This window comes from Tissierella sp. P1, assembly GCF_002266425.1.
GTDB classification, from domain to species: Bacteria; Bacillota; Clostridia; order Tissierellales; family Tissierellaceae; genus Tissierella; species Tissierella carlieri.
This window is the reverse complement of record NZ_NPMN01000002.1, coordinates 126078-144481: the sequence shown is the minus strand read 5'-3', so window position 1 is coordinate 144481 and position 18404 is coordinate 126078. Positions and strand designations below refer to the sequence as shown.

At 30.3% G+C, this 18404-nt stretch carries 20 protein-coding genes, 1 pseudogene and 1 riboswitch; of the genes and pseudogenes, 6 read left to right on the top strand and 15 right to left on the bottom strand.

Annotated elements, in window-relative coordinates:
* Positions 1-26: 26 nt before the first annotated feature.
* A complete protein-coding gene (locus CIW83_RS02380) occupies positions 27-629 on the bottom strand; it encodes a hypothetical protein (protein ID WP_094899097.1) in 603 nt (200 codons plus the stop codon).
* A gap of 127 nt (positions 630-756) precedes the next feature.
* Between CIW83_RS02380 and CIW83_RS02375 the strand changes: the two genes are divergently transcribed.
* Complete coding sequence (locus CIW83_RS02375) at positions 757-1980, top strand: MFS transporter (RefSeq protein ID WP_158219985.1); 1224 nt, start codon at positions 757-759, stop codon at positions 1978-1980.
* A 71-nt stretch (positions 1981-2051) separates the two neighbouring features.
* On the opposite strand, the gene CIW83_RS02370 is transcribed toward CIW83_RS02375, so the two are convergent.
* The gene (locus CIW83_RS02370; RefSeq protein WP_094899094.1) at positions 2052-3665 is read right to left on the bottom strand and encodes an ABC transporter ATP-binding protein; all 1614 of its coding nucleotides are present in this window, start codon (positions 3663-3665) and stop codon (positions 2052-2054) included.
* On the bottom strand, positions 3662-5308 hold the full coding sequence (locus tag CIW83_RS02365) for an ABC transporter ATP-binding protein (RefSeq protein WP_094899092.1): 1647 nt from the start codon (positions 5306-5308) through the stop codon (positions 3662-3664). Before CIW83_RS02365 ends, CIW83_RS02370 begins: the two co-directional genes overlap by 4 nt.
* Positions 5309-5560: 252 nt before the next feature.
* Here CIW83_RS02365 and CIW83_RS02360 point away from each other — a divergent pair, with 252 nt between their 5' ends.
* Positions 5561-5824, top strand: a complete 264-nt coding sequence (locus CIW83_RS02360) for a hypothetical protein (protein WP_094899091.1) — start codon at positions 5561-5563, stop codon at positions 5822-5824.
* 242 nt (positions 5825-6066) lie between these two features.
* Here CIW83_RS02360 and CIW83_RS02355 read toward each other — a convergent pair whose 3' ends face one another.
* The 12 genes from CIW83_RS02355 to CIW83_RS02300 all read right to left on the bottom strand — a co-directional run bounded on the left by CIW83_RS02355 (position 6067) and on the right by CIW83_RS02300 (position 15305).
* The gene (locus CIW83_RS02355) at positions 6067-6861 is read right to left on the bottom strand and encodes a bifunctional 2-polyprenyl-6-hydroxyphenol methylase/3-demethylubiquinol 3-O-methyltransferase UbiG (RefSeq protein WP_094899089.1); all 795 of its coding nucleotides are present in this window, start codon (positions 6859-6861) and stop codon (positions 6067-6069) included.
* Positions 6862-6998: 137 nt separating this feature from the next.
* Positions 6999-7997, bottom strand: coding sequence for a GNAT family N-acetyltransferase (locus tag CIW83_RS02350; RefSeq protein WP_094899087.1), 999 nt, complete (start codon positions 7995-7997; stop codon positions 6999-7001).
* Positions 7998-8204: 207 nt separating this feature from the next.
* The gene (locus CIW83_RS02345; protein ID WP_094899086.1) at positions 8205-8468 is read right to left on the bottom strand and encodes a CD3324 family protein; all 264 of its coding nucleotides are present in this window, start codon (positions 8466-8468) and stop codon (positions 8205-8207) included.
* Positions 8469-8787: 319 nt separating this feature from the next.
* Positions 8788-9342 carry an orotate phosphoribosyltransferase gene (gene pyrE, locus CIW83_RS02340; RefSeq protein ID WP_094899084.1) on the bottom strand — a complete coding sequence of 185 codons (555 nt, stop codon included), beginning with the start codon at positions 9340-9342 and terminating at the stop codon, positions 8788-8790.
* 162 nt (positions 9343-9504) lie between these two features.
* A complete protein-coding gene (locus CIW83_RS02335) occupies positions 9505-10401 on the bottom strand; it encodes a dihydroorotate dehydrogenase (RefSeq protein ID WP_094899083.1) in 897 nt (298 codons plus the stop codon).
* Complete coding sequence (locus CIW83_RS02330) at positions 10394-11128, bottom strand: dihydroorotate dehydrogenase electron transfer subunit (protein ID WP_094899081.1); 735 nt, start codon at positions 11126-11128, stop codon at positions 10394-10396. Before CIW83_RS02330 ends, CIW83_RS02335 begins: the two co-directional genes overlap by 8 nt.
* Positions 11118-11975: an orotidine-5'-phosphate decarboxylase gene (gene pyrF / locus CIW83_RS02325; RefSeq protein ID WP_094899080.1), complete on the bottom strand. Its 858-nt coding sequence runs from the start codon at positions 11973-11975 to the stop codon at positions 11118-11120. The genes CIW83_RS02330 and pyrF overlap by 11 nt, the downstream gene beginning before the upstream one ends.
* 17 nt (positions 11976-11992) lie before the next feature.
* The gene (locus CIW83_RS02320) at positions 11993-13180 is read right to left on the bottom strand and encodes a dihydroorotase (RefSeq protein ID WP_094899078.1); all 1188 of its coding nucleotides are present in this window, start codon (positions 13178-13180) and stop codon (positions 11993-11995) included.
* Between the two features lies 1 nt (position 13181).
* Complete coding sequence (locus CIW83_RS02315) at positions 13182-13610, bottom strand: aspartate carbamoyltransferase regulatory subunit (protein ID WP_094899077.1); 429 nt, start codon at positions 13608-13610, stop codon at positions 13182-13184.
* A complete protein-coding gene (gene pyrB / locus CIW83_RS02310; protein WP_094899075.1) occupies positions 13610-14533 on the bottom strand; it encodes an aspartate carbamoyltransferase in 924 nt (307 codons plus the stop codon). The genes CIW83_RS02315 and pyrB overlap by 1 nt, the downstream gene beginning before the upstream one ends.
* Before the next feature lie 256 nt (positions 14534-14789).
* Positions 14790-15083: a spore coat protein gene (locus tag CIW83_RS02305; protein ID WP_235601200.1), complete on the bottom strand. Its 294-nt coding sequence runs from the start codon at positions 15081-15083 to the stop codon at positions 14790-14792.
* Between the two features lie 15 nt (positions 15084-15098).
* Positions 15099-15305 (bottom strand): hypothetical protein, encoded by a 207-nt coding sequence (locus CIW83_RS02300; protein ID WP_235601199.1) that lies wholly within the window; start codon positions 15303-15305, stop codon positions 15099-15101.
* 124 nt (positions 15306-15429) lie between these two features.
* On the opposite strand from CIW83_RS02300, the gene CIW83_RS02295 reads away from it, so the two are divergent.
* From CIW83_RS02295 to CIW83_RS02280, 4 genes and pseudogenes are all read left to right on the top strand, one after another.
* A complete protein-coding gene (locus tag CIW83_RS02295) occupies positions 15430-15636 on the top strand; it encodes a hypothetical protein (RefSeq protein WP_094899072.1) in 207 nt (68 codons plus the stop codon).
* A gap of 89 nt (positions 15637-15725) precedes the next feature.
* Positions 15726-15825: riboswitch (SAM riboswitch) on the top strand.
* Positions 15826-15921: 96 nt separating this feature from the next.
* Positions 15922-16926 carry a methionine ABC transporter ATP-binding protein gene (locus tag CIW83_RS02290; RefSeq protein WP_094899071.1) on the top strand — a complete coding sequence of 335 codons (1005 nt, stop codon included), beginning with the start codon at positions 15922-15924 and terminating at the stop codon, positions 16924-16926.
* Positions 16926-17570: a methionine ABC transporter permease gene (locus CIW83_RS02285; protein WP_094899069.1), complete on the top strand. Its 645-nt coding sequence runs from the start codon at positions 16926-16928 to the stop codon at positions 17568-17570. Before CIW83_RS02290 ends, CIW83_RS02285 begins: the two co-directional genes overlap by 1 nt.
* Before the next feature lie 19 nt (positions 17571-17589).
* Positions 17590-18395, top strand: a pseudogene (locus CIW83_RS02280) (MetQ/NlpA family ABC transporter substrate-binding protein).
* The last annotated feature ends 9 nt before the right edge of the window (positions 18396-18404 follow it).

The window sequence follows — 18404 nt, the reverse complement described above, 5'->3', positions numbered from 1 at the left end:
TGGATATTCTATCTTCACATATCATTTTATTTAAATCTCTCTTTATCAATTTTTTCTATAACTTCTGATCCTAAAAGTCCATGAAGAAAAGTATATGTCTCATTTATCCATTCTTCATAATCATGCTTTGTTTTTATTAAATTCTTTAATTTCTGTCTTAAAGCTTCTATTTCACCTATTGATTGAGCAACAACCTTTTCTTTGACTTTAAGCTCATCATAACCATATTCAATTGTCAGATTTAACAATTTAAGATTTGCCTCTCTTATTTCTTTTGGTATTGTCTCAAGTTGAAAAGTCAGTTCCTCTAGCTCTTCATTTATACTAATCATTCGATTTTTATAATCATCTAAAAGTGCTATATTTTCAACTTTATTATCGTTATTTATTGAATCTGATATCCCAAGAATCATTTTCATACATTTTAATTTTTCCCTCTGCAATTCCCTGTTTTGAATTTCTAACTCTCTTTCTTTTGATACAAGCTCAATAAGTTCTTCTTTAGCATTTTGAATATTCTTATCATTAACATCTCCAAACAATTTAACCCAAGATTCATCATTATACAGTAAAGGTATTTTATTTTTAAGCAATATACTTTGATCTAAACTAATATTTCTACCAAACATGAGACCACTCCCTATATATAATTTTACTATTTTATTTGAATATTACAAACAATATAATTCTTTATTTAATTCAGAACTTATTATATAATGTTGCTAGAATCTGAATAAATAATAGAAGGTGTATAAATTGACCGAAAGCTCCATTTCTCTCCAATATGATTTTGATTATAACAAGAAAATTAATATTTTAAATGGAATTTTAGCTGCCGTTGTAACCAACTTAGTTAACCCATATTATTCAAAGTTTGCTGAAAGATTAGGAGCTACTGATTACCAGATAGCTTATCTTACATCCTTACCTCATTTTATAAGCATATTAGCTTTTATACCTGGAGCTATACTGATTGAATCATTAAGCAATAAACAAAAAACCATAGGCTGTACAATGTTATTACATAAGATTTTCTTTTTATTTATAGCTATTATACCATTTTTAAATGTAAATCAGGCTAGTCTATTTGTCCTAATGATAGGTTTGATGAATTTACCAGGTAGTATTGGAACTATGGGATATCAAGCTAGTATGGGAGATGTTTTTTGCATAAAAGAACGAGGCGAAGCAATGGGCCTTAGAAATAAATATTCTTCATTTGTTGGAATAATTATAACATTTATATCTGGGAAGCTACTTACATCTATACCAAAAACAGATAAAGATACTATAAAGCTCTATCAGATTTTCTTCATTATTGCATTTATAGTATCTGTATTTGAAGTGATTTCTTTCTTTAAATTTAAAGGTTTTACAAATAAAAATAAAAAAGAATCTAATTATTTATCTTCTTTAAAACAGGTACTAAAGGAAATACCTAATAATAAAAAATTCCTTCTATTTACTTTTGCATCACTTTTCTTTCATATTGGCTGGGTAGGTGCTCAACCTTTATTTAATATTTATACTATAAAGATATTGAAAGCTGATGAAAATTGGTTAGCTGCCATATCTATAGCTAGTGCCATTTCCTCAATATGGACATATACTAAATGGCCAAAATGGGCAGATAAAAACGGAAATAATGTAACTTTAGCTATAGCTATTATAGGAATGGGTGTAACTCCCCTTCTATATGCAGTCTCTAACCAAATATGGCTGTTAGTATTATTCAATGTTTTAATAGGAGTATCAGTGGCCGGTACAGTTCTGTTATTATTTAATATATTATTAGAAATCATTCCAAATGAAAATAGAACTATTTATATAGCTATCTATAATACTCTTATAGCTATTATCTCTGGTATTTCTCCTATTCTCGGTGTAAAGGTAATGGATATGACAAATATATACATTGCACTAATTGCAGTAGCTGTGATTAGACTGGCATCAAGTATATTTTTTTATAGAATGAAATAAAAAGACTTTCATCTAGATTAAGAATAGTAGATTTCCTATATATAATAAAAAATGAGCTAATTAGCTATTTATTATATAACTGCTTTATTTTTAACTACAAAAATTTTATCATACTTATCCTTTGTTTCTTGGAATATTACATGACTTACATTTACTACAGTTACACCGTCTAAATCTAATAATGTATTTTCTATCTCTTTAGCTACCTTAGAATCTAGACTTGCGAAAGCTTCATCAAGAAAAATTATGTCTGATTTGGAAAGGAGTCCCCTCGCTATGGCAACTCTTGATCTTTCTCCTCCAGAGATATTCTTTCCATTATCATATATCATAGTATCAAGTCCGTTTTGCAAACCTTTTACAAAGTCTTTCAATCCAGCTCTTTCTATAGCAAGATCAATTTCCTCTTCACTATAATCCTTATATAGGGTAATATTGTTCCTAAGTGTATCTTCAAATAGAAATACTTGTTGCTCTACATTAGAAATATTCTTAAAATAACTTGCTTTCCTAATATCTTTCAAACTTTTGCCATCAATTAATATATCTCCATTGGTCGGATTGAAATATTTTCTAAAAAGCTTTAATAATGTTGATTTTCCTCCACCGCTAGGACCTACAACTAAATACTTTTCTCCTTTCACGATGTTTAAATTAACACCTGTTAATACTTCCTTATTTTCATATCCAAAGGATACATCATTAAATTCAATGCTATTATTAAATTCATTTATATCCATTGTTTCTTTATGGTTGTCATAATTTTTAAGACCTTCATCCATTTTCTCAAATAATGATTTGACTGAAAATATCTTTGGGAACCATTCCGCTAAGTTCATCAGAGGAAAAATCACTCTACTCATATTATTTACTATTAAAATAACAGCCCCAGTACTTATTGATCCCCTTATAGCCATAAAAGCTGATATAATAAGAATTCCAAATGTTGAGCTATACATTACAAGTTGCTGCAAAGATAAAGTATAAGTATGGATTTTATCTATTGTATATCCCTTATATTGAATATCTTTACTTTTATTATAAAAATCTTCTTTAACTTTTTCATTTAGATTATTAGCCTTAATAATTTGGAAGGCTCCTAGGACTTCTTTTATATAAGATGTATATCCTTCGAATAGATCTGACCTATGTTTTTCATGTCTTTGTAACGGCTTTCCTACTGCCATTGATAAAACCACTGATATTATAGATATGCCTATTCCAATAAACAGAGCTGATGGACTTACTGAGGCAATAACTATAAAGGATACTAAAAACCCAATAAAGCTGCTTCCTACTTCATATATTCCTTCTAAGTACTTCTTCTCTATATTGTTCATATCATTAGTTATAGCAGATAAATATTTTGCATTATTCTCAGATTGAAATTCATTAATATTTTTACCAAATAATTTCTCTACATAGTTGACCTTTGTTTTAACTAAGGATTTATATATATATAGTCCCCTTGTATAAGAAGAAAGGATGTTAAATGGAAGTGATAATCCAATAAATAAGAAGGCTTTTATAGCTTCTTCTTTAAATAAGTTCATATTTCCTTCCATAGCCGCATCAATTATCCTCATAATCTTAATAGTTATATATCCGTCTAAGGCTATTCCAATAGTCAGCACTAAAAATGCTAGGGCTAGATATACCCAAGATTTCTTTATGGACCTTTTCATATTGCCACCTCCATAAAGTATTCATTTGAATTATATTCATTAATTTGATTGTTTTTAATTTCTAAAATATGATCATATTTTTCTGTTATTCCTTCATAATATCTATGAGAAATAGCAATAACTGTACAATCTAAAGAAAGTATTGTCTCTTCTATCTTTCTTCCCAATTCTTCATCAAGGCTTGAGGTCCCCTCATCTACAAATAAAATCTCACAATCCTTAACTATGGCTCTAGCAATGGAAATCCTTTGTCGCTCTCCGCCAGATAAATTCTTTCCATTTTCCATTAACATTTCATGAATTCCATTTTCCTTTTTTTGAAGTAGATTATCTAGTCCTGCTTTATTGGCTGCCTCTTGAATTTTTCCTTCATGATAGGATTTATATAATGCTATATTATTATATATGGTATCCTCAAATAAGAATACATCTTGGTATATGAAAGAAACTTTATCATTTAAGCTAGATTCTTTAATTTCCCTATAATCTACGCCATCCACAGTTATTTTACCTTTATAATCATCATAAATCATTGATAGTAATTTAATCAATGTCGATTTACCCGCACCACTTGTCCCTTTGAGTAAATATTTCTTACCCTTCTCAATCTTGAAGGATGTATCTTTCAAAATTTCTTTTCCTTCATATTCAAAATATAGGTTTTTAACTTCTATTTCATTTTTAAATGTAAAATCCTTTTCCTTTTGTATATAAACCGAATCATCTTCATTGTTCTTTGTTATCTTATCATATATTTTAGCTGATGATTTGAGCTGATTAAAAAGAGGTAAAATAGAAGTAACATTCCATATACAACCATTTGCTAATTGCACCATAAAGGTTACTTTGGTTAAAGATATACCTTTTCCTAATAAAGTAGACAAATAAACCATAGATCCTATTAAGAATCCGAAGCCTAGGAACTCCATAATTCTTCTTTGGCTATCTGTATATATATTAAATTCAAACTTTTTTCTTTCTAATCCAGTAATAGATTTCAATGCCTTAGATAGAAATTGGTCTTCTATATTATTTAATTTCAATATCTCTAATCCATTAAAAATATTTGACATCTCTATGGCAAAATTCTCATTATATTCAGATACTTCTTCTTGAAGTTTAACTGTCTTACTTTCAAAACTCTTGCTAATAAAAAATAATATTATAGAGATAACGAAAGCACCTATGGAAAATTTTATATCTAAAAACCCTATTATAGTAAGTGATACTACATATACTCCACCGCGAAATATTACATTAATAAGCTGTAGAAAAAAGTTACTTTCAAATATATTAATATCATTGATTAGATTAGAAATATAGCTATCCTTGGATTTCTTACTAAACTCTTTATAGGATGAGTTTAATATCTTGTCAAATGCTAAAAGTCTAACATCTAGCAATGTATCCCTCATGAAGGATATTCTCATAAATCTAGATACTATATACATTACAGCTCCTAATACTGTTACTCCCAGTGAAATAAAACAAATTCTAATGAAATTTTCCATTGTTCCAACTTGAATACTACCTATAATCATTGACATAACCAAGTTTACCAATGTGTTATCTAACACTGGTATAAAGCAGGCCAGTATGTAAAATATAAATCTTGATTTCCGTTTAAGTAAAAGCTCTTTCATTGTATCCCCCCGTTTAATCAATTCACAATGCACAATTAACAATTATTAATTGTTCTAGTTCCTAATGATAGGATAGTATTAATTCTTAAAAATGTCAATAGTCATATTAATATTTTTAATCTTTATTTTAAATATATTAATACCCTAATTAAATATATTAATTTATTATGCAATTCTAATTTCTTAGGAAATTTTACCTTAGTATTAATGATTTTATGGTTAATACTATTGTTATAACTGGAGGTGATGGATATGAATCATAAAGAAAAGCTTAACCAACCCTATTATACTAAGCCTGTTAATAAAACACAATCTAATTTGCCTGATAAAACAGAAAATTTGGACAACAATAGTTTTTATCAAAATAGCGAGACTTTTCCTCCTAGGGGAAGTTTTATAAATATACCAGAAGATGTATTATTTGGACCCAATGCAAAATCATTAGATTCCATAATTCAAGATAAGAATGATAATATTAATTCAGATTTATATAAAGAAACAAAAAATAATAAATAATTTCCAAGTTAATATTCTGTTTCATCATTTCCTCAAAAACACAACATTAAAAGCTATGTGATTTCAGAAATCTCATAGCTTTTTAATATTTGTATATATCCCTTATCTTAAACTGAAGAATGTATACTATGAATTAATCTTACGATTCATTCCTTTTTCACACGACTTATTTTTAAGAAAATATATGTTATCACACTATATCATTGTGATTATAGTCTGTATAACGAGTAATTATTACTGAACTAATAAACAGTGGCTTTTATGCTAAATGACATCGGGAATTTATCAATATTATATTCAAGATTAAACAATCCATTTCCTACATTTTTCATTCCACCAGCATTGAAGAAGTTCTCCTTATACTCATTAAAATAATTGATATGCAAACCAGCATTTGTAAGAGCATTAATGATGTCAGAAACTGTGTACATCCAAAAATATGCTTTTACGTCACGTTTAGGTGCTGAAACGTATCCACCAATAGAATCTTCTTCATCGGGAATTTTGCTGAAGTAGGGATACTGAATCTCTATTTCATTTTTCGCAAGTTTATCTGTATTAAAAGTTAAGAAAAATGGATGCGAATCAAAAACGTAAACAAATCCATTGTTATTTAAGAGATGACGAATTGTTCTTCCCCATTGACTTAGGTCTGGAAGCCAGCCAATGGCACCTTCTGAAACGAAGACCATATCGTACTTTTCATCATGTTTATCCATTAATGTCATAATATCAGACTCAATAAAATTGATATTTTCAATGTTTAAATCATTAGCAAGCTTTTTAGCATAAAAAACATTGTCTGGGACTAAATCAACACCTATAACTTCTCTTGCTCCCATTTTTGCTAAAAGTATTGTATCAGCTCCTGTGTTACATTGTAAGTGTATAACTCTCTTGCCTCTTAAATCACCAATTTCATTTTTTATATACATATTAAACTGATGGTTCCCATTTAATAGCTTTTTTTTGAATGCTTCATAATGATCTTGAGATACTTGTCCCCAAGCATGTTTATTTGAATCAATTTCTCTCATTTATTTACCCTCCATAAACATAAATTTTCTAACTCATTCACAGAATTTAAAATAATTTTACAATTAATCCTACTATCATTATAACTAGTTTTAAACACCTTAAAAATAGCTTACCTCTTCCTTTCCTGAACCTTATCCTAGAACTTTTTCTTTAGAAAGTACTGCTTTATACCATCAGGATATTCGTCTAATATAGAGAACACTTCATATCCACATTTTTTATAGAACCAAGGCGATTGATAACTAAATGTACAAGTATGGGCAAAAACACATCCATATGCTCTAGCTATTTTCTCTGCTTCAGTAATCAGTAGCCTACCATATCCTTTTCCCCTATATCTCTCATTAATCCACATTACATCAATATACAGACAATAATTGAAAGTATCACATAAAATTGCTCCTATTGTTTCTTCATCAGAAGTTTTAAGATATAAATTAATATCAATACCTGGCTTTCTTAATACTCCTTCTGTCTTCATTACATTGTGTTTAAATAATCCATTACAAACATAATCAAAATCACCATCTGAGCACTCTGTCGTAATTATGACGCTTTCATCAAACTTTTTCTTCACATGAAGCCCACCATGCTGAACATCTCTTGCATATAACATATTATTTAATGTTTTGACAATATCTACTAAATCCCAAACAAACACGTCAACTAATGTATCTTGCCCTTTAAGAGATTGAATAACCTGTTTTTTTACTTTTCCGCCTAAATATAAATAGTATTTATTAGAAGGCACTTCATGCCAATTATACACTATTAGTTCTCTAAATCCATACACCTTAAATTCATCTACTATGGCTTTAATCAATTTAATACCAAGTCCACGTTCCCGATATTCCTGTTTTACGAACAGATAATTTAATTCTACTCCTTTATCACTATCTTCCTTCTGTGCTATACTTGCTCCTACAAAACCAGCAAATTTTTCCCCATCAAAAACCCCATAAATACGCCTTATGTCATCACATTTTTCGTTTATCCATGATATAAGGAATTCCAGTTCTTCTTCTCTGTCCATTACATTAGGTGGAATAACACCTCTATAATCATTATTCCAACATTTAATTCGTAAATCAACAGCCTTATATAGTTCCTCATTAGATAATCTGCGAATTAGCATAAATACACCTCATTCCTATACTTTATTTTCTCTCTCATTATTTCTATGAGATAATAATTAATCATAGATTAGACTATCTATTATGATATACAGCTTAAATTTTATTATATAGAGTATTACTTAAATATAATATGTCAAAAACAATTAATATAAGTTCTTAACAAAAAAGATTCATCTATTTAAAATTAGATGAATCTTCTTAATATTTTATTTAGAATAAACAATTCTTTTAATACTTTCAATGGAAAGACAAAATTCTTCTGCCAGTTCATCCATAGATAATCCCACAAGAAATTTTTCACGAATTTGGCTATTTCTGTGATCTAAATATACTCTATGACCTGAATTTTCTCCCCATTTTTTTCTAACTCCCTCTGGCTTAGGGATATAGATTAATTCCCCTTGTACATATTTCTGTATTTGTTTTAATAATTCTTCCGGAAAAATATTATTTGCTTTAATATATTTCATTCTAACTCCACCCCTTAAAAAATTTCGTTCTAAGGAAGCAAAGTCTACATTATAAACAATCTATTCACAAACAAGTTAGAATGAATATTGGCAATTATACTATTTTACTCCATACAAACTAATTGCCACCGTTTATCTTGTATGACTTTGCATGGAGGATGTGCCTGTTTTATAATTCCTTAAACGCATAAAAACACCACCTTTATAAATCTATCATCTCGTTAAAACCACATTTTTATATTATAATATATTGTTTGAAAAAGCAAATTTACATGGAAAAACAAAAATAATGCTACATGAGAATCCATCCCATGCAGCACTAAATTTTTCTACTTCCTGGTTTTACTATCGGTAACCCTTCCTTACATAAAGGACAATCTTCTATATCATAGGTTTTTATCTCTAATTTAGTTCCTCCATATACTGGATATTTAATATCACCTTTAGATCTATCAGCTATACATGCTATGCCAACAACAACCCCACCATATTCCTCAACAACTCTGATAGCTTCATATGCCGATTTTCCAGTGGTTACAACATCTTCAGTGATAAGTACCTTTTGTCCCTTTTCGATATGGAAACCTCTTTTTAGTTTCATTTCACCTTCTTCTCGTTCGGTGAATATAGCAGGTTTACCTAGCTGACGTCCTAGCTCATAAGCTACTATAATTCCTCCCATAGCTGGTCCTACAACTATATCAATATCTAAGTCTTTAACCTTTTCTACTATAAAAGATATGGCTTTTGCTGCCTTATCTGGATATTGTAATAGTTTCGCACATTGCACATATCTATCACTATGTTTCCCTGATGATAATAAGAAATGTCCTTCAAGCAATGCATTTGATTCCTTTAATAAATCGATTATCATACTAAAACCCCTTTCTTCAATTGGCAATTAACGATTAACAGTTAACAATTGAAAACCATAAAACCAATTAATAAATCAATGTTTTAATTGTTCTTTGTTAATTATTCTTTGTTAATTGTTCTTTGTTAATTGTTCTTTGTTAATTGTTCTTTGTTAATTATCTTAAATTATTCCTCTAATTTCTTCCAGTGATTTAATTCCTTCTTTATTCATAAAATCTTCTATACCTCTAATAATATCCACAGAGATATCTGGTTTAATAAAATTACCACTTCCTACTTGAATAGCTATGGCTCCTGCCATAATAAATCCTATAGCATCCTCTGCTGTTGTTATTCCACCTATGCCTATTATAGGTACATCTACAACCTGATTTACTTCATATACCATTCTTAAAGCTATAGGTTTGATACATGGTCCCGATAAACCAGCTGTTATATTGTTAAATATAGGCTTTCTCTTATAAATATCTATTGCTAAAGCATTAAAAGTATTCACAAGAGAAAGTCCATCTGCCCCTGCTTCTACACATGTATATGCCATCTCTTTTATATTTTCAGCATTAGGAGATAGTTTTACTATTATTGGCTTTTTAGATAGTTTTTTAGCTTCCTTCACTACTTCTGATGCTGTGTTACATTTTATACCAAAGGCCATACCACCTTCTTTTACATTAGGACATGAGATATTAAGCTCAATAAAATGAACTGAAGTATTATTTAATAATTCTATCCCCTGTAGATAATCATCTAAAGTGCTTCCTCCTAGATTGGCTAATATTACTGTATCTTTTTTTTCCAAGAATGGTAGTTCATCCTCAATAAATCCCCTTACTCCAGGATTTTGTAACCCTATACTATTCATCAATCCTGAGGGAGTTTCATATATTCTTATTCCTTTATTTCCATCTCTTTTATTTAGGGTAAGACCTTTAGTAGATATACCTCCTAATTTTTCTATAGAAAAATATTCTTCGAATTCTCTACCAAAGCCAAAGGTTCCTGAGGCAGCTATGACTGGATTCTTAAGTTCTACACCACATATATTTACCTTAGTCATATAATACAACCTCCTCACCTTTGAATACTGGTCCTTCCTTACATACTCTTTCCATTCCTCTTATGGTCTCTATTGTGCATCCAAGGCAAGCACCTATACCACATGCCATACGATTTTCCATAGAAACATATACTGGAACTTTATCCTTACACATTCTTATCACTACCTCCATCATTGGAGTTGGTCCACAGGTTAAAACCAAATCATATTTACTTGGATCAAATAATTCTGTTACAAATCCTTTATGACCAGTAGATCCATCTTCTGTGGCGATAAATACATTTTTTACATAAGGTCTTATTTGGTCTAAAAAGTAAGCATTACTTCTAAATCCACCGTAGATATCAACTTCTCCTAAAAGTTTTTTAGTTAAATATAACATTGGTGCAATACCTATACCACCAGATATCAATGCTATTTTCCCTTGGATTTTTAGATCAAATCCATTGCCCAATGGTCCTAGTATACTTAATCTATCTCCCTTTTTTAATTTTGATATAATATGAGTTCCTCTACCCCTAACTTCATATAAAAACTTTATTCTTCTACCTTCCACATCTGCAATACTAATAGGTCTAGGTAAAAATGGATCTAATTCTTCCCATCCTCTTATCATATAGAATTGTCCTGGTGCTCCCTTAAATTCTCCTTCAAGAACTATCTCATATATATTTGGACTTATTTCAGTATTTGAACAAATTATTCCATCTTTATAGCTATCTGCCATAGCCAATATCCTCCCTCATGGAAAGCACTGCTTCTCTAGTATATTTTTCGAAGTTTTTAATTCCATCTTCATAGTTCTTATAAGCTGTAATTATACCTCTTGATGAGTTTACAACTCCCCCATTTCCTTCATTAAGATAGAGACTTACATCCTTACCTCCAGCTCCTTGGGCTCCATATCCAGGTATTAGAAAGTACATGTCTTTATATCTTTTTCTAATTTCAATTGCTTCATCTGTATGAGTACCACCGACTACAGCTCCAATTAAGCTATATCCAGATTTACCAATATATTTTTTTCCCATTTCCTCTAGCTTGTCACCTACATGATAATAGAGATTCTTGCCTCCTACATCTAGATACTCTATATCCTTTGCACCCGGATTAGAAGTTCTAAGAAGTACAAATATCCCCTTATTGCCTTTGTCTAGATATTTAAAATATGGTGTAATGCTGTCAAAGCCCATATATGGATTAAGGGTAATAAAATCAGTTTCAAAATCGCCCTCAAAATGTGCTTTAGCGTACATATCTGCTGTAGAAGCAATGTCTCCACGCTTTACATCTCCTATGGATAGTGCATTGATGCCCCTTAGATATTCTAAGGTTTTCATATAGCCAAATAGGCCACGAATTCCATAGGCTTCATAATATGCAATTTGCAGCTTATAAATTGCAGTTATATCCTCTGTACAATCAATTATTTTCTTATTGAATTGAAAAATAACCTCGTCTATATCTTTGTACTTCTTCTTTATTTTTTCAGGAATATAGTCTAGACTAGTATCTAATCCAACACAAACATTTCCTTTTTTCTCTACCTCATCATATAATCTATCAATTATCACATTCTCACCCCAAATTTTTAATCCTTATTTATATATTTAACCTCTCCATTTTTTAATGTCATGATTACCTGTCCGTAAAACTTCATTCCGTTAAATGGAGTATTCTTTCCCTTAGATATAAATTTTTCTCCATCTATTATAATTTCTTTATTTAAATCCAATAAAACTATATCTCCATCATAGCCTTTTTCTATTTTACCTTTTCTGACCCCCATTATTCTTCCTGCATTTCCTGACATTATTTTAGACAATTTCATTAAATCTATTTTACTGGACCTAACTAAAGTCGTATAAGAAACAGGAAAAGCCGTTTCTATTCCAGATAGTCCCGGAACTCCTTTTTCTTTATCTTCTTTGGTATGTGGTGCATGATCTGTAGCTATAGTATCTACAGTGCTATCTATTATCCCTTGAATAAGTGATTCTACATCTTCCTTTGTCCTTATAGGAGGATTAACCTTAAAATCATTATCCCAAAGTGCTATATGATGTGGTGTTACTTCACATGTAACATTAACTCCTTCTGCTTTTGCTTTTCTTACTTCCTCAATGGCCTCTCTCGTACTTACATGGCATAAATGTAATCTTGCCCCAGTTGCCTTTGATAAATAAATATCTCTTATTGTAATAATATTTTCCGATATTCTATAGTCAATTGGAGTTAAATTATCATCTTCTGCATGGGTCATGATAGTTAGTTCTTTTTCCTTAGCCTTAGTCATAGCCTTATACATAGCGATATTCGATTTTATTCCTTTGCCATCATCAGAAATAAATTTTACTCTATTATCTAATCTATCCAAATGTTCAAGAGTATGTCCATCAAAGTCCTTTGTGATTGAAACAGTTTGATGAACATCCACCAAATCCAGTCCCTTTGCTCTATTCAATACATATTCTACTGTCTCCATTGAAGAGCAAATTGGATTAGTATTTCCCATTAGGTTGACTAATGTATATCCACCCTTTAATGCTGCCAGTCCTCCAGTCAATAAGTCCTCTTTATAAGTAAATCCTGGGTCCCTAAAATGAACATGTAGATCGATGAAGGAAGGCATAAGAACTAAGCCTTCTCCATCTATTTCTGTACAATTATAATCTAAATTTACACCAAAATCTTCCATTATTCCATCTTTAATATATAAATCTCCAAGAAAATCTTTGGACTCATCTACTATTCTTGCTCCTTTTATTAGAATATCCACTCTATCCCTCCCAAGAATATATCTGGTCACAATATTGACATTTATATCTTCCCTTATCTTCATCGATTAAAACAAATCTATGAACTATTCCTCTTTCATTAGAGGTTATACATCTAGGGTTCTTGCATTCAATAATTCCTTCTACTCTATCTGGCAATGATAAATTGATTTTTTCTGTAATTCTTTCATTTTCAATAATGTTTACTGTAATATTTGGATCAATAAATCCTAGCATTGCTAAATCTATATCTATAACATTTTCAATTTTAATCATATCTTTACGTCCATGCTTCTTACTAGCAGCATTCATTATAAGAGCCACAGTAAAATCAGCCTCATCTAGTTTTAAATGTTTAAATATAAAAAATCCATATCCTGGCTTAATATGATCTATAACAATGCCTTTTGTAATACTATTAATATTTAACATTATTTCACCCCCAATAATTTAGCAATTAAAGCCATTCTAACAAACATTCCATATTTTGCTTGTCTAAAATACCAAGCTCTAGGGTCATTATCTACTTCCATGCTTATTTCATTTACTCTTGGAAGAGGATGAAGAATTGTTAAATTTGACTTAGCTGATTTTAACTTGACATTATCCAATATATAGCTGTCTTTTAGCCTTATATAATCAGCCTCATTGAAGAAACGTTCTTTTTGTACTCTAGTCATATATAGTATATCCAACTGATCAATAACTTCTTCAAGTCTTTCTACCTCTAAATAATCTAGAGCCTTTTTATCTAGAATCTCAGTCTTAATATATTCAGGAGTTTGTAATTCATTAGGGGATATCAATATAAATCTAATATTATCATATCTTGACATTGCTTTTATTAGAGAATGAACTGTACGACCAAATTTAAGATCTCCACATAGTCCTATGGTTAAATTAGAAAAGTTACCTTTTGCAACTCTAATAGTCAAAAGGTCTGTAAGTGTTTGAGTTGGGTGCTGGTGGCCGCCATCACCTGCATTTATTAGAGGAATATCACAAAACTGTGAACCGTATTTTGGTGCCCCTTCCTTTGGGTGACGCATAGCAATAATATCTGTGTACGCTGCAACCGTTCTTATGGTATCAGGTAAATTCTCTCCTTTAGTTACAGAGCTTGAACCTGGCTCTGAAAAACCTACTATTTTTCCTCCTAGCCTAAGCATTGCAGCTTCAAAACTTAACCTAGTTCTAGTACTAGGTTCGAAAAATAATGTCCCTAAAACTTTTCCATCACAAATATGGGTAAAGTCTTCTGGTTTCTCAATAATTTCTTCTGCTAATTGAAATATCTCTTCTAGCTCTTCCACAGTAAAATCCTGTGGATCAATTAGATGTCTTCCTTTTAACATTTTAATTCCTCCTTTAACTTAGTAGCCTTTTAAAGGATTAGCGTTCGAAAAAACCTTCCAAATAGGAAGGCACAAGTATACCATAAATATTTATCTACGCTCTCCTTCCTAACCTCTCTGGATTAGATTAAAGGTATTTATATCTATAATATAATAGCATATTAAAAATAAAATGTCTATAAATTTTGTCCTAGTTGTAATTAAAAATTTTTATTTAAAAATTGAGAACTCCTCAATTTGGAGTTCTCAATACTTACTATTGCATTTGCTGATTTGTATTTGTTGTAGTTGTACTATTAGCAGCTGATGTTAATGTGTTCTTTATTTGATTTACGTCATTTTTATTAGCTGGCGGCGCTGGCTTATAATATCCTTTTTGCTCGGCTATTTGGTATAATTGGTATTGCATTTGTTCTGCTTCATTTCTTAATGTTTGTAGGGTTGATCTTAATTGTTGATTTGAACATTCCATTATAGCCGTTGTATAAGTATTTATACTGGCTTTAGCCCCTGCTAAAATATCATTTACAATATCTCTTTCTTGCATCATTTATTTTCCCTCCTCTTATAATGAATTAATTAGGTTAGTAGCAGTAGTTTTTGCGTCTGTACTTGCTTGCTGAAGCATTTGCTTTAATTGTGGATCTTGAACTTGATTTGCATAAGTTCCAAACTTACTGCTCATAGTTAAATGACCACCAGCAATTTCCTTTACACAGTTAAGTTCTTGTTGAGTTACACTATTTAAATTTACAGTATTTTTAAGTGCCATAAATACACTCCTTTCAATTTTTTTGTTCTCCTTTATTGTTTGTTAAAATATTTTTTTTATTCTTCCAAAAGATTCTTAAATATAATTAAATAAATAGGAAAAACTAAATTCAGGAGGTGTAAAAATGGAAAGAATCCCTAGTATAAAAAACAATCCTGAATTCGACATATATTACCAAAGTGAAAATCTTCAAAACACAGATTTTACAAGCTATGAAAATTTGGATTCTAGAAGACCAGATGCTTATGTAGGCTTTTCCAATGATATATTTTTATATCCACAATCCTTTTTTACTAATTTTGATGATTTAGAATGGTACGATGAATTATAAAAAAAGGCAAAAGTAAAATTTTTTTAAATTTATAGTTGACAAAATTAAAAAATAGTATTAAAATGAACTTTAAAATCAACTGAATATAACTCTTATCGAGAGTGGCGGAGGGAATGGCCCTATGAAGCCCGGCAACCTGTATTATTACAAGGTGCTAAATCCAACGGTATTTGTACCGAAAGATGAGAGAGGAATGTAGACCTCTTTCTTCTGAAGAGGTTTTTTTATTTAAGCCTCTTTAAAAAGAGGTTTTTGTTTTAGTAATTTAAGGGGTGAATATATTAAATGATTAAAATCGATAATTTATCTAAAATATTTTTTAGTGACAAAGAGAAATTAACAGCAGTAAACAATGTAAACCTGAATATAAAGAAAGGAGAGATTTTTGGGATTATTGGATTAAGTGGCGCTGGAAAATCCACTTTAATCAGATGTTTAAATAGACTTGAGGAACCAACAAAAGGAAAAATATTTATTGATGGAATAGATTTAACAGCACTTGACAAGGAAAGCTTAAGAAAAGAGCGAAAAGAAATAGGTATGATATTTCAACATTTTAATCTATTATCCCAAAAAACTGTTTATGAAAATATAGCCTTTCCACTGCAATTAGAAAAAATGGATGCTGAAAAAATTCATAATAGAGTTAATGAGCTTTTAGAATATGTAGATTTAAAAGATAAAAAAAACAGCTATCCTAGTCAACTAAGCGGAGGCCAAAAACAAAGAGTAGCTATCGCAAGGGCTATTGCTAATAATCCTAAAATACTTCTTAGTGATGAGGGAACCTCTGCATTGGACCCGAAGACTACAAAGTCTATATTAGAATTACTAAAAAAAATAAGAGATGAGTTAAATATAACCATAGTGATGATAACCCATCAGATGGAAGTAGTAAAGGAAATATGCGATAGAGTTGCTATTATGGAAGATGGACAAGTTGTAGAAGAAAATACTGTAGAAAATCTCTTTAGAGAACCTAAGACAAAGATTGCCCAAGCCTTCATCAGTTCTTTACAAGGAAATATAGAAGAAGAAATTATAAATCCAAATGATTTTAAGGGAAAGCTTATTAGATTAAGTTTTTTAGGAGATAGTGCTAAAAAACCAATTGTATCTAAAGTAATAAGAAATTTTAATATTGATGTGAATATATTATCAGGAAATATCAACAAATTGCAATCCACTAGTGTAGGCCATCTAATATTAGAATTAATTGGAGAAGATGAAGAAATAGATAAAGCTCTTTCATTTTTAGAGAATGAAGATGTTCACGTGGAGGTGATATAATGGCTGAGTTAGTTATACCTTCTTTATTAGAAACTCTATATATGGTATTTTTCTCAACAGTATTTTCATTATTGCTAGGATTTCCACTAGGAATTCTATTGGTAATTACTGAAAAAGACAATATATGGGAAAAACCTACATTTAACAAGATTTTAGGAAGTATTATAAATGTAATGAGATCTATCCCCTTTATTATCTTAATGATTTTAGCATTTCCTATCTCAAAGCTTATAGTAGGTACAAAAATAGGTACAACAGCAGCTATAGTACCTTTGTCCTTAGCTGCAGCTCCTTTCGTAGCTAGAGTTATGGAAGGGAGTTTAAAGGAAATCGACAGGGGCGTAATTGAATCTAGTCTCGCTATGGGGGCTACAGTTCAACAAATTGTTGGAAGGGTTCTTATTCCAGAGTCACTTCCTTCTATAGTGTCTGGAGTAACCTTAACTATAATAAATCTAATTGGATATTCGGCCATGGCAGGTGCTATAGGAGGTGGTGGATTAGGTGATCTAGCTATTCGTTTTGGACTATATAAATGGCAAAAAGATGTAATGTTTGTAGCCCTTGTAGTCATTATAATTTTAGTTCAAGGAGTACAACTTTTAGGTAACTATATTTCTTTAAAAATAAATAAAAATAAATAAAATAAATGGGGGAATTAAATTGAAAAAATTATTATCACTTGTATTAATTGTCGTATTATCATTATCAGTTTTAGCAGGCTGTAGCTCTAAGCCTTCCGAAACGAACAAAATTAAAATAGGTGTATCTCCAGATCCACATGCTAAATTAGTTAGTTTAGTTGTAGATGATCTGAAAAAAGAAGGAATTGAAATTGAAATAATTGAATTCGCAGCAGACTATGTAACGCCAAACCTATCTCTTAATGATGGAGATATAGATGCTAATTTCTTTCAGCATGAACCTTATTTCAATGATTTTAAAGCAAAACAAAACTTAGACTTAGTCTCTTTAGGAAAAATTCATGTAGAGCCAATGGCATTATACTCTTCTAAATATAAATCTATAGATGAAATACCAGATGGTGCTGTAATAGCTATACCAAATGATACAGTAAATGGTGGTAGAGCTTTACTTTTACTCGAAGCTAATGGATTAATCAAACTAAAAGATGATGTTGGATATGCAGCTAACGAAAAGACTGATATAGTAGATAATCCTAAAAACATTAAATTTAAGGCTCTTGAAGCTGCTTTCCTTCCAACAACTTTAGATGATGTTGATGGCGCTATAATTAACGGTAACTATGCCTTGAGGGAGGACTTAATCCTGTAAAAGATGGTCTTTTGATTGAAGGCGGAGAATCACCTTATGCTAATCTTATAGCCGTAAGAACTGGAGAAGAAACACAAGATAAATTCGTTAAATTATTGAAAGCATTACAGTCTGAAAAGGTAAAAAAATATATAGAAGAAAATTATGATGGTGCTGTAGTTCCAGCATTTTAAAGAAATAGA

Coding starts and splice junctions, on each gene's coding strand:
- CIW83_RS02365 (WP_094899092.1), bottom strand. CDS start 5,308: ATGAAAGAGCTTTTACTTAAACGGAAATCAAGATTTATATTTTACATA.
- CIW83_RS02355 (WP_094899089.1), bottom strand. CDS start 6,861: ATGAGAGAAATTGATTCAAATAAACATGCTTGGGGACAAGTATCTCAA.
- CIW83_RS02370 (WP_094899094.1), bottom strand. CDS start 3,665: ATGAAAAGGTCCATAAAGAAATCTTGGGTATATCTAGCCCTAGCATTT.
- CIW83_RS02380 (WP_094899097.1), bottom strand. CDS start 629: ATGTTTGGTAGAAATATTAGTTTAGATCAAAGTATATTGCTTAAAAAT.
- CIW83_RS02300 (WP_235601199.1), bottom strand. CDS start 15,305: ATGGCACTTAAAAATACTGTAAATTTAAATAGTGTAACTCAACAAGAA.
- CIW83_RS02315 (WP_094899077.1), bottom strand. CDS start 13,610: ATGTTAAATATTAATAGTATTACAAAAGGCATTGTTATAGATCATATT.
- CIW83_RS02295 (WP_094899072.1), top strand. CDS start 15,430: ATGGAAAGAATCCCTAGTATAAAAAACAATCCTGAATTCGACATATAT.
- CIW83_RS02345 (WP_094899086.1), bottom strand. CDS start 8,468: ATGAAATATATTAAAGCAAATAATATTTTTCCGGAAGAATTATTAAAA.
- CIW83_RS02360 (WP_094899091.1), top strand. CDS start 5,561: ATGAATCATAAAGAAAAGCTTAACCAACCCTATTATACTAAGCCTGTT.
- CIW83_RS02350 (WP_094899087.1), bottom strand. CDS start 7,997: ATGCTAATTCGCAGATTATCTAATGAGGAACTATATAAGGCTGTTGAT.
- CIW83_RS02305 (WP_235601200.1), bottom strand. CDS start 15,083: ATGATGCAAGAAAGAGATATTGTAAATGATATTTTAGCAGGGGCTAAA.
- CIW83_RS02335 (WP_094899083.1), bottom strand. CDS start 10,401: ATGACTAAGGTAAATATATGTGGTGTAGAACTTAAGAATCCAGTCATA.
- CIW83_RS02290 (WP_094899071.1), top strand. CDS start 15,922: ATGATTAAAATCGATAATTTATCTAAAATATTTTTTAGTGACAAAGAG.
- pyrE (WP_094899084.1), bottom strand. CDS start 9,342: ATGATAATCGATTTATTAAAGGAATCAAATGCATTGCTTGAAGGACAT.
- pyrB (WP_094899075.1), bottom strand. CDS start 14,533: ATGTTAAAAGGAAGACATCTAATTGATCCACAGGATTTTACTGTGGAA.
- CIW83_RS02330 (WP_094899081.1), bottom strand. CDS start 11,128: ATGGCAGATAGCTATAAAGATGGAATAATTTGTTCAAATACTGAAATA.
- CIW83_RS02285 (WP_094899069.1), top strand. CDS start 16,926: ATGGCTGAGTTAGTTATACCTTCTTTATTAGAAACTCTATATATGGTA.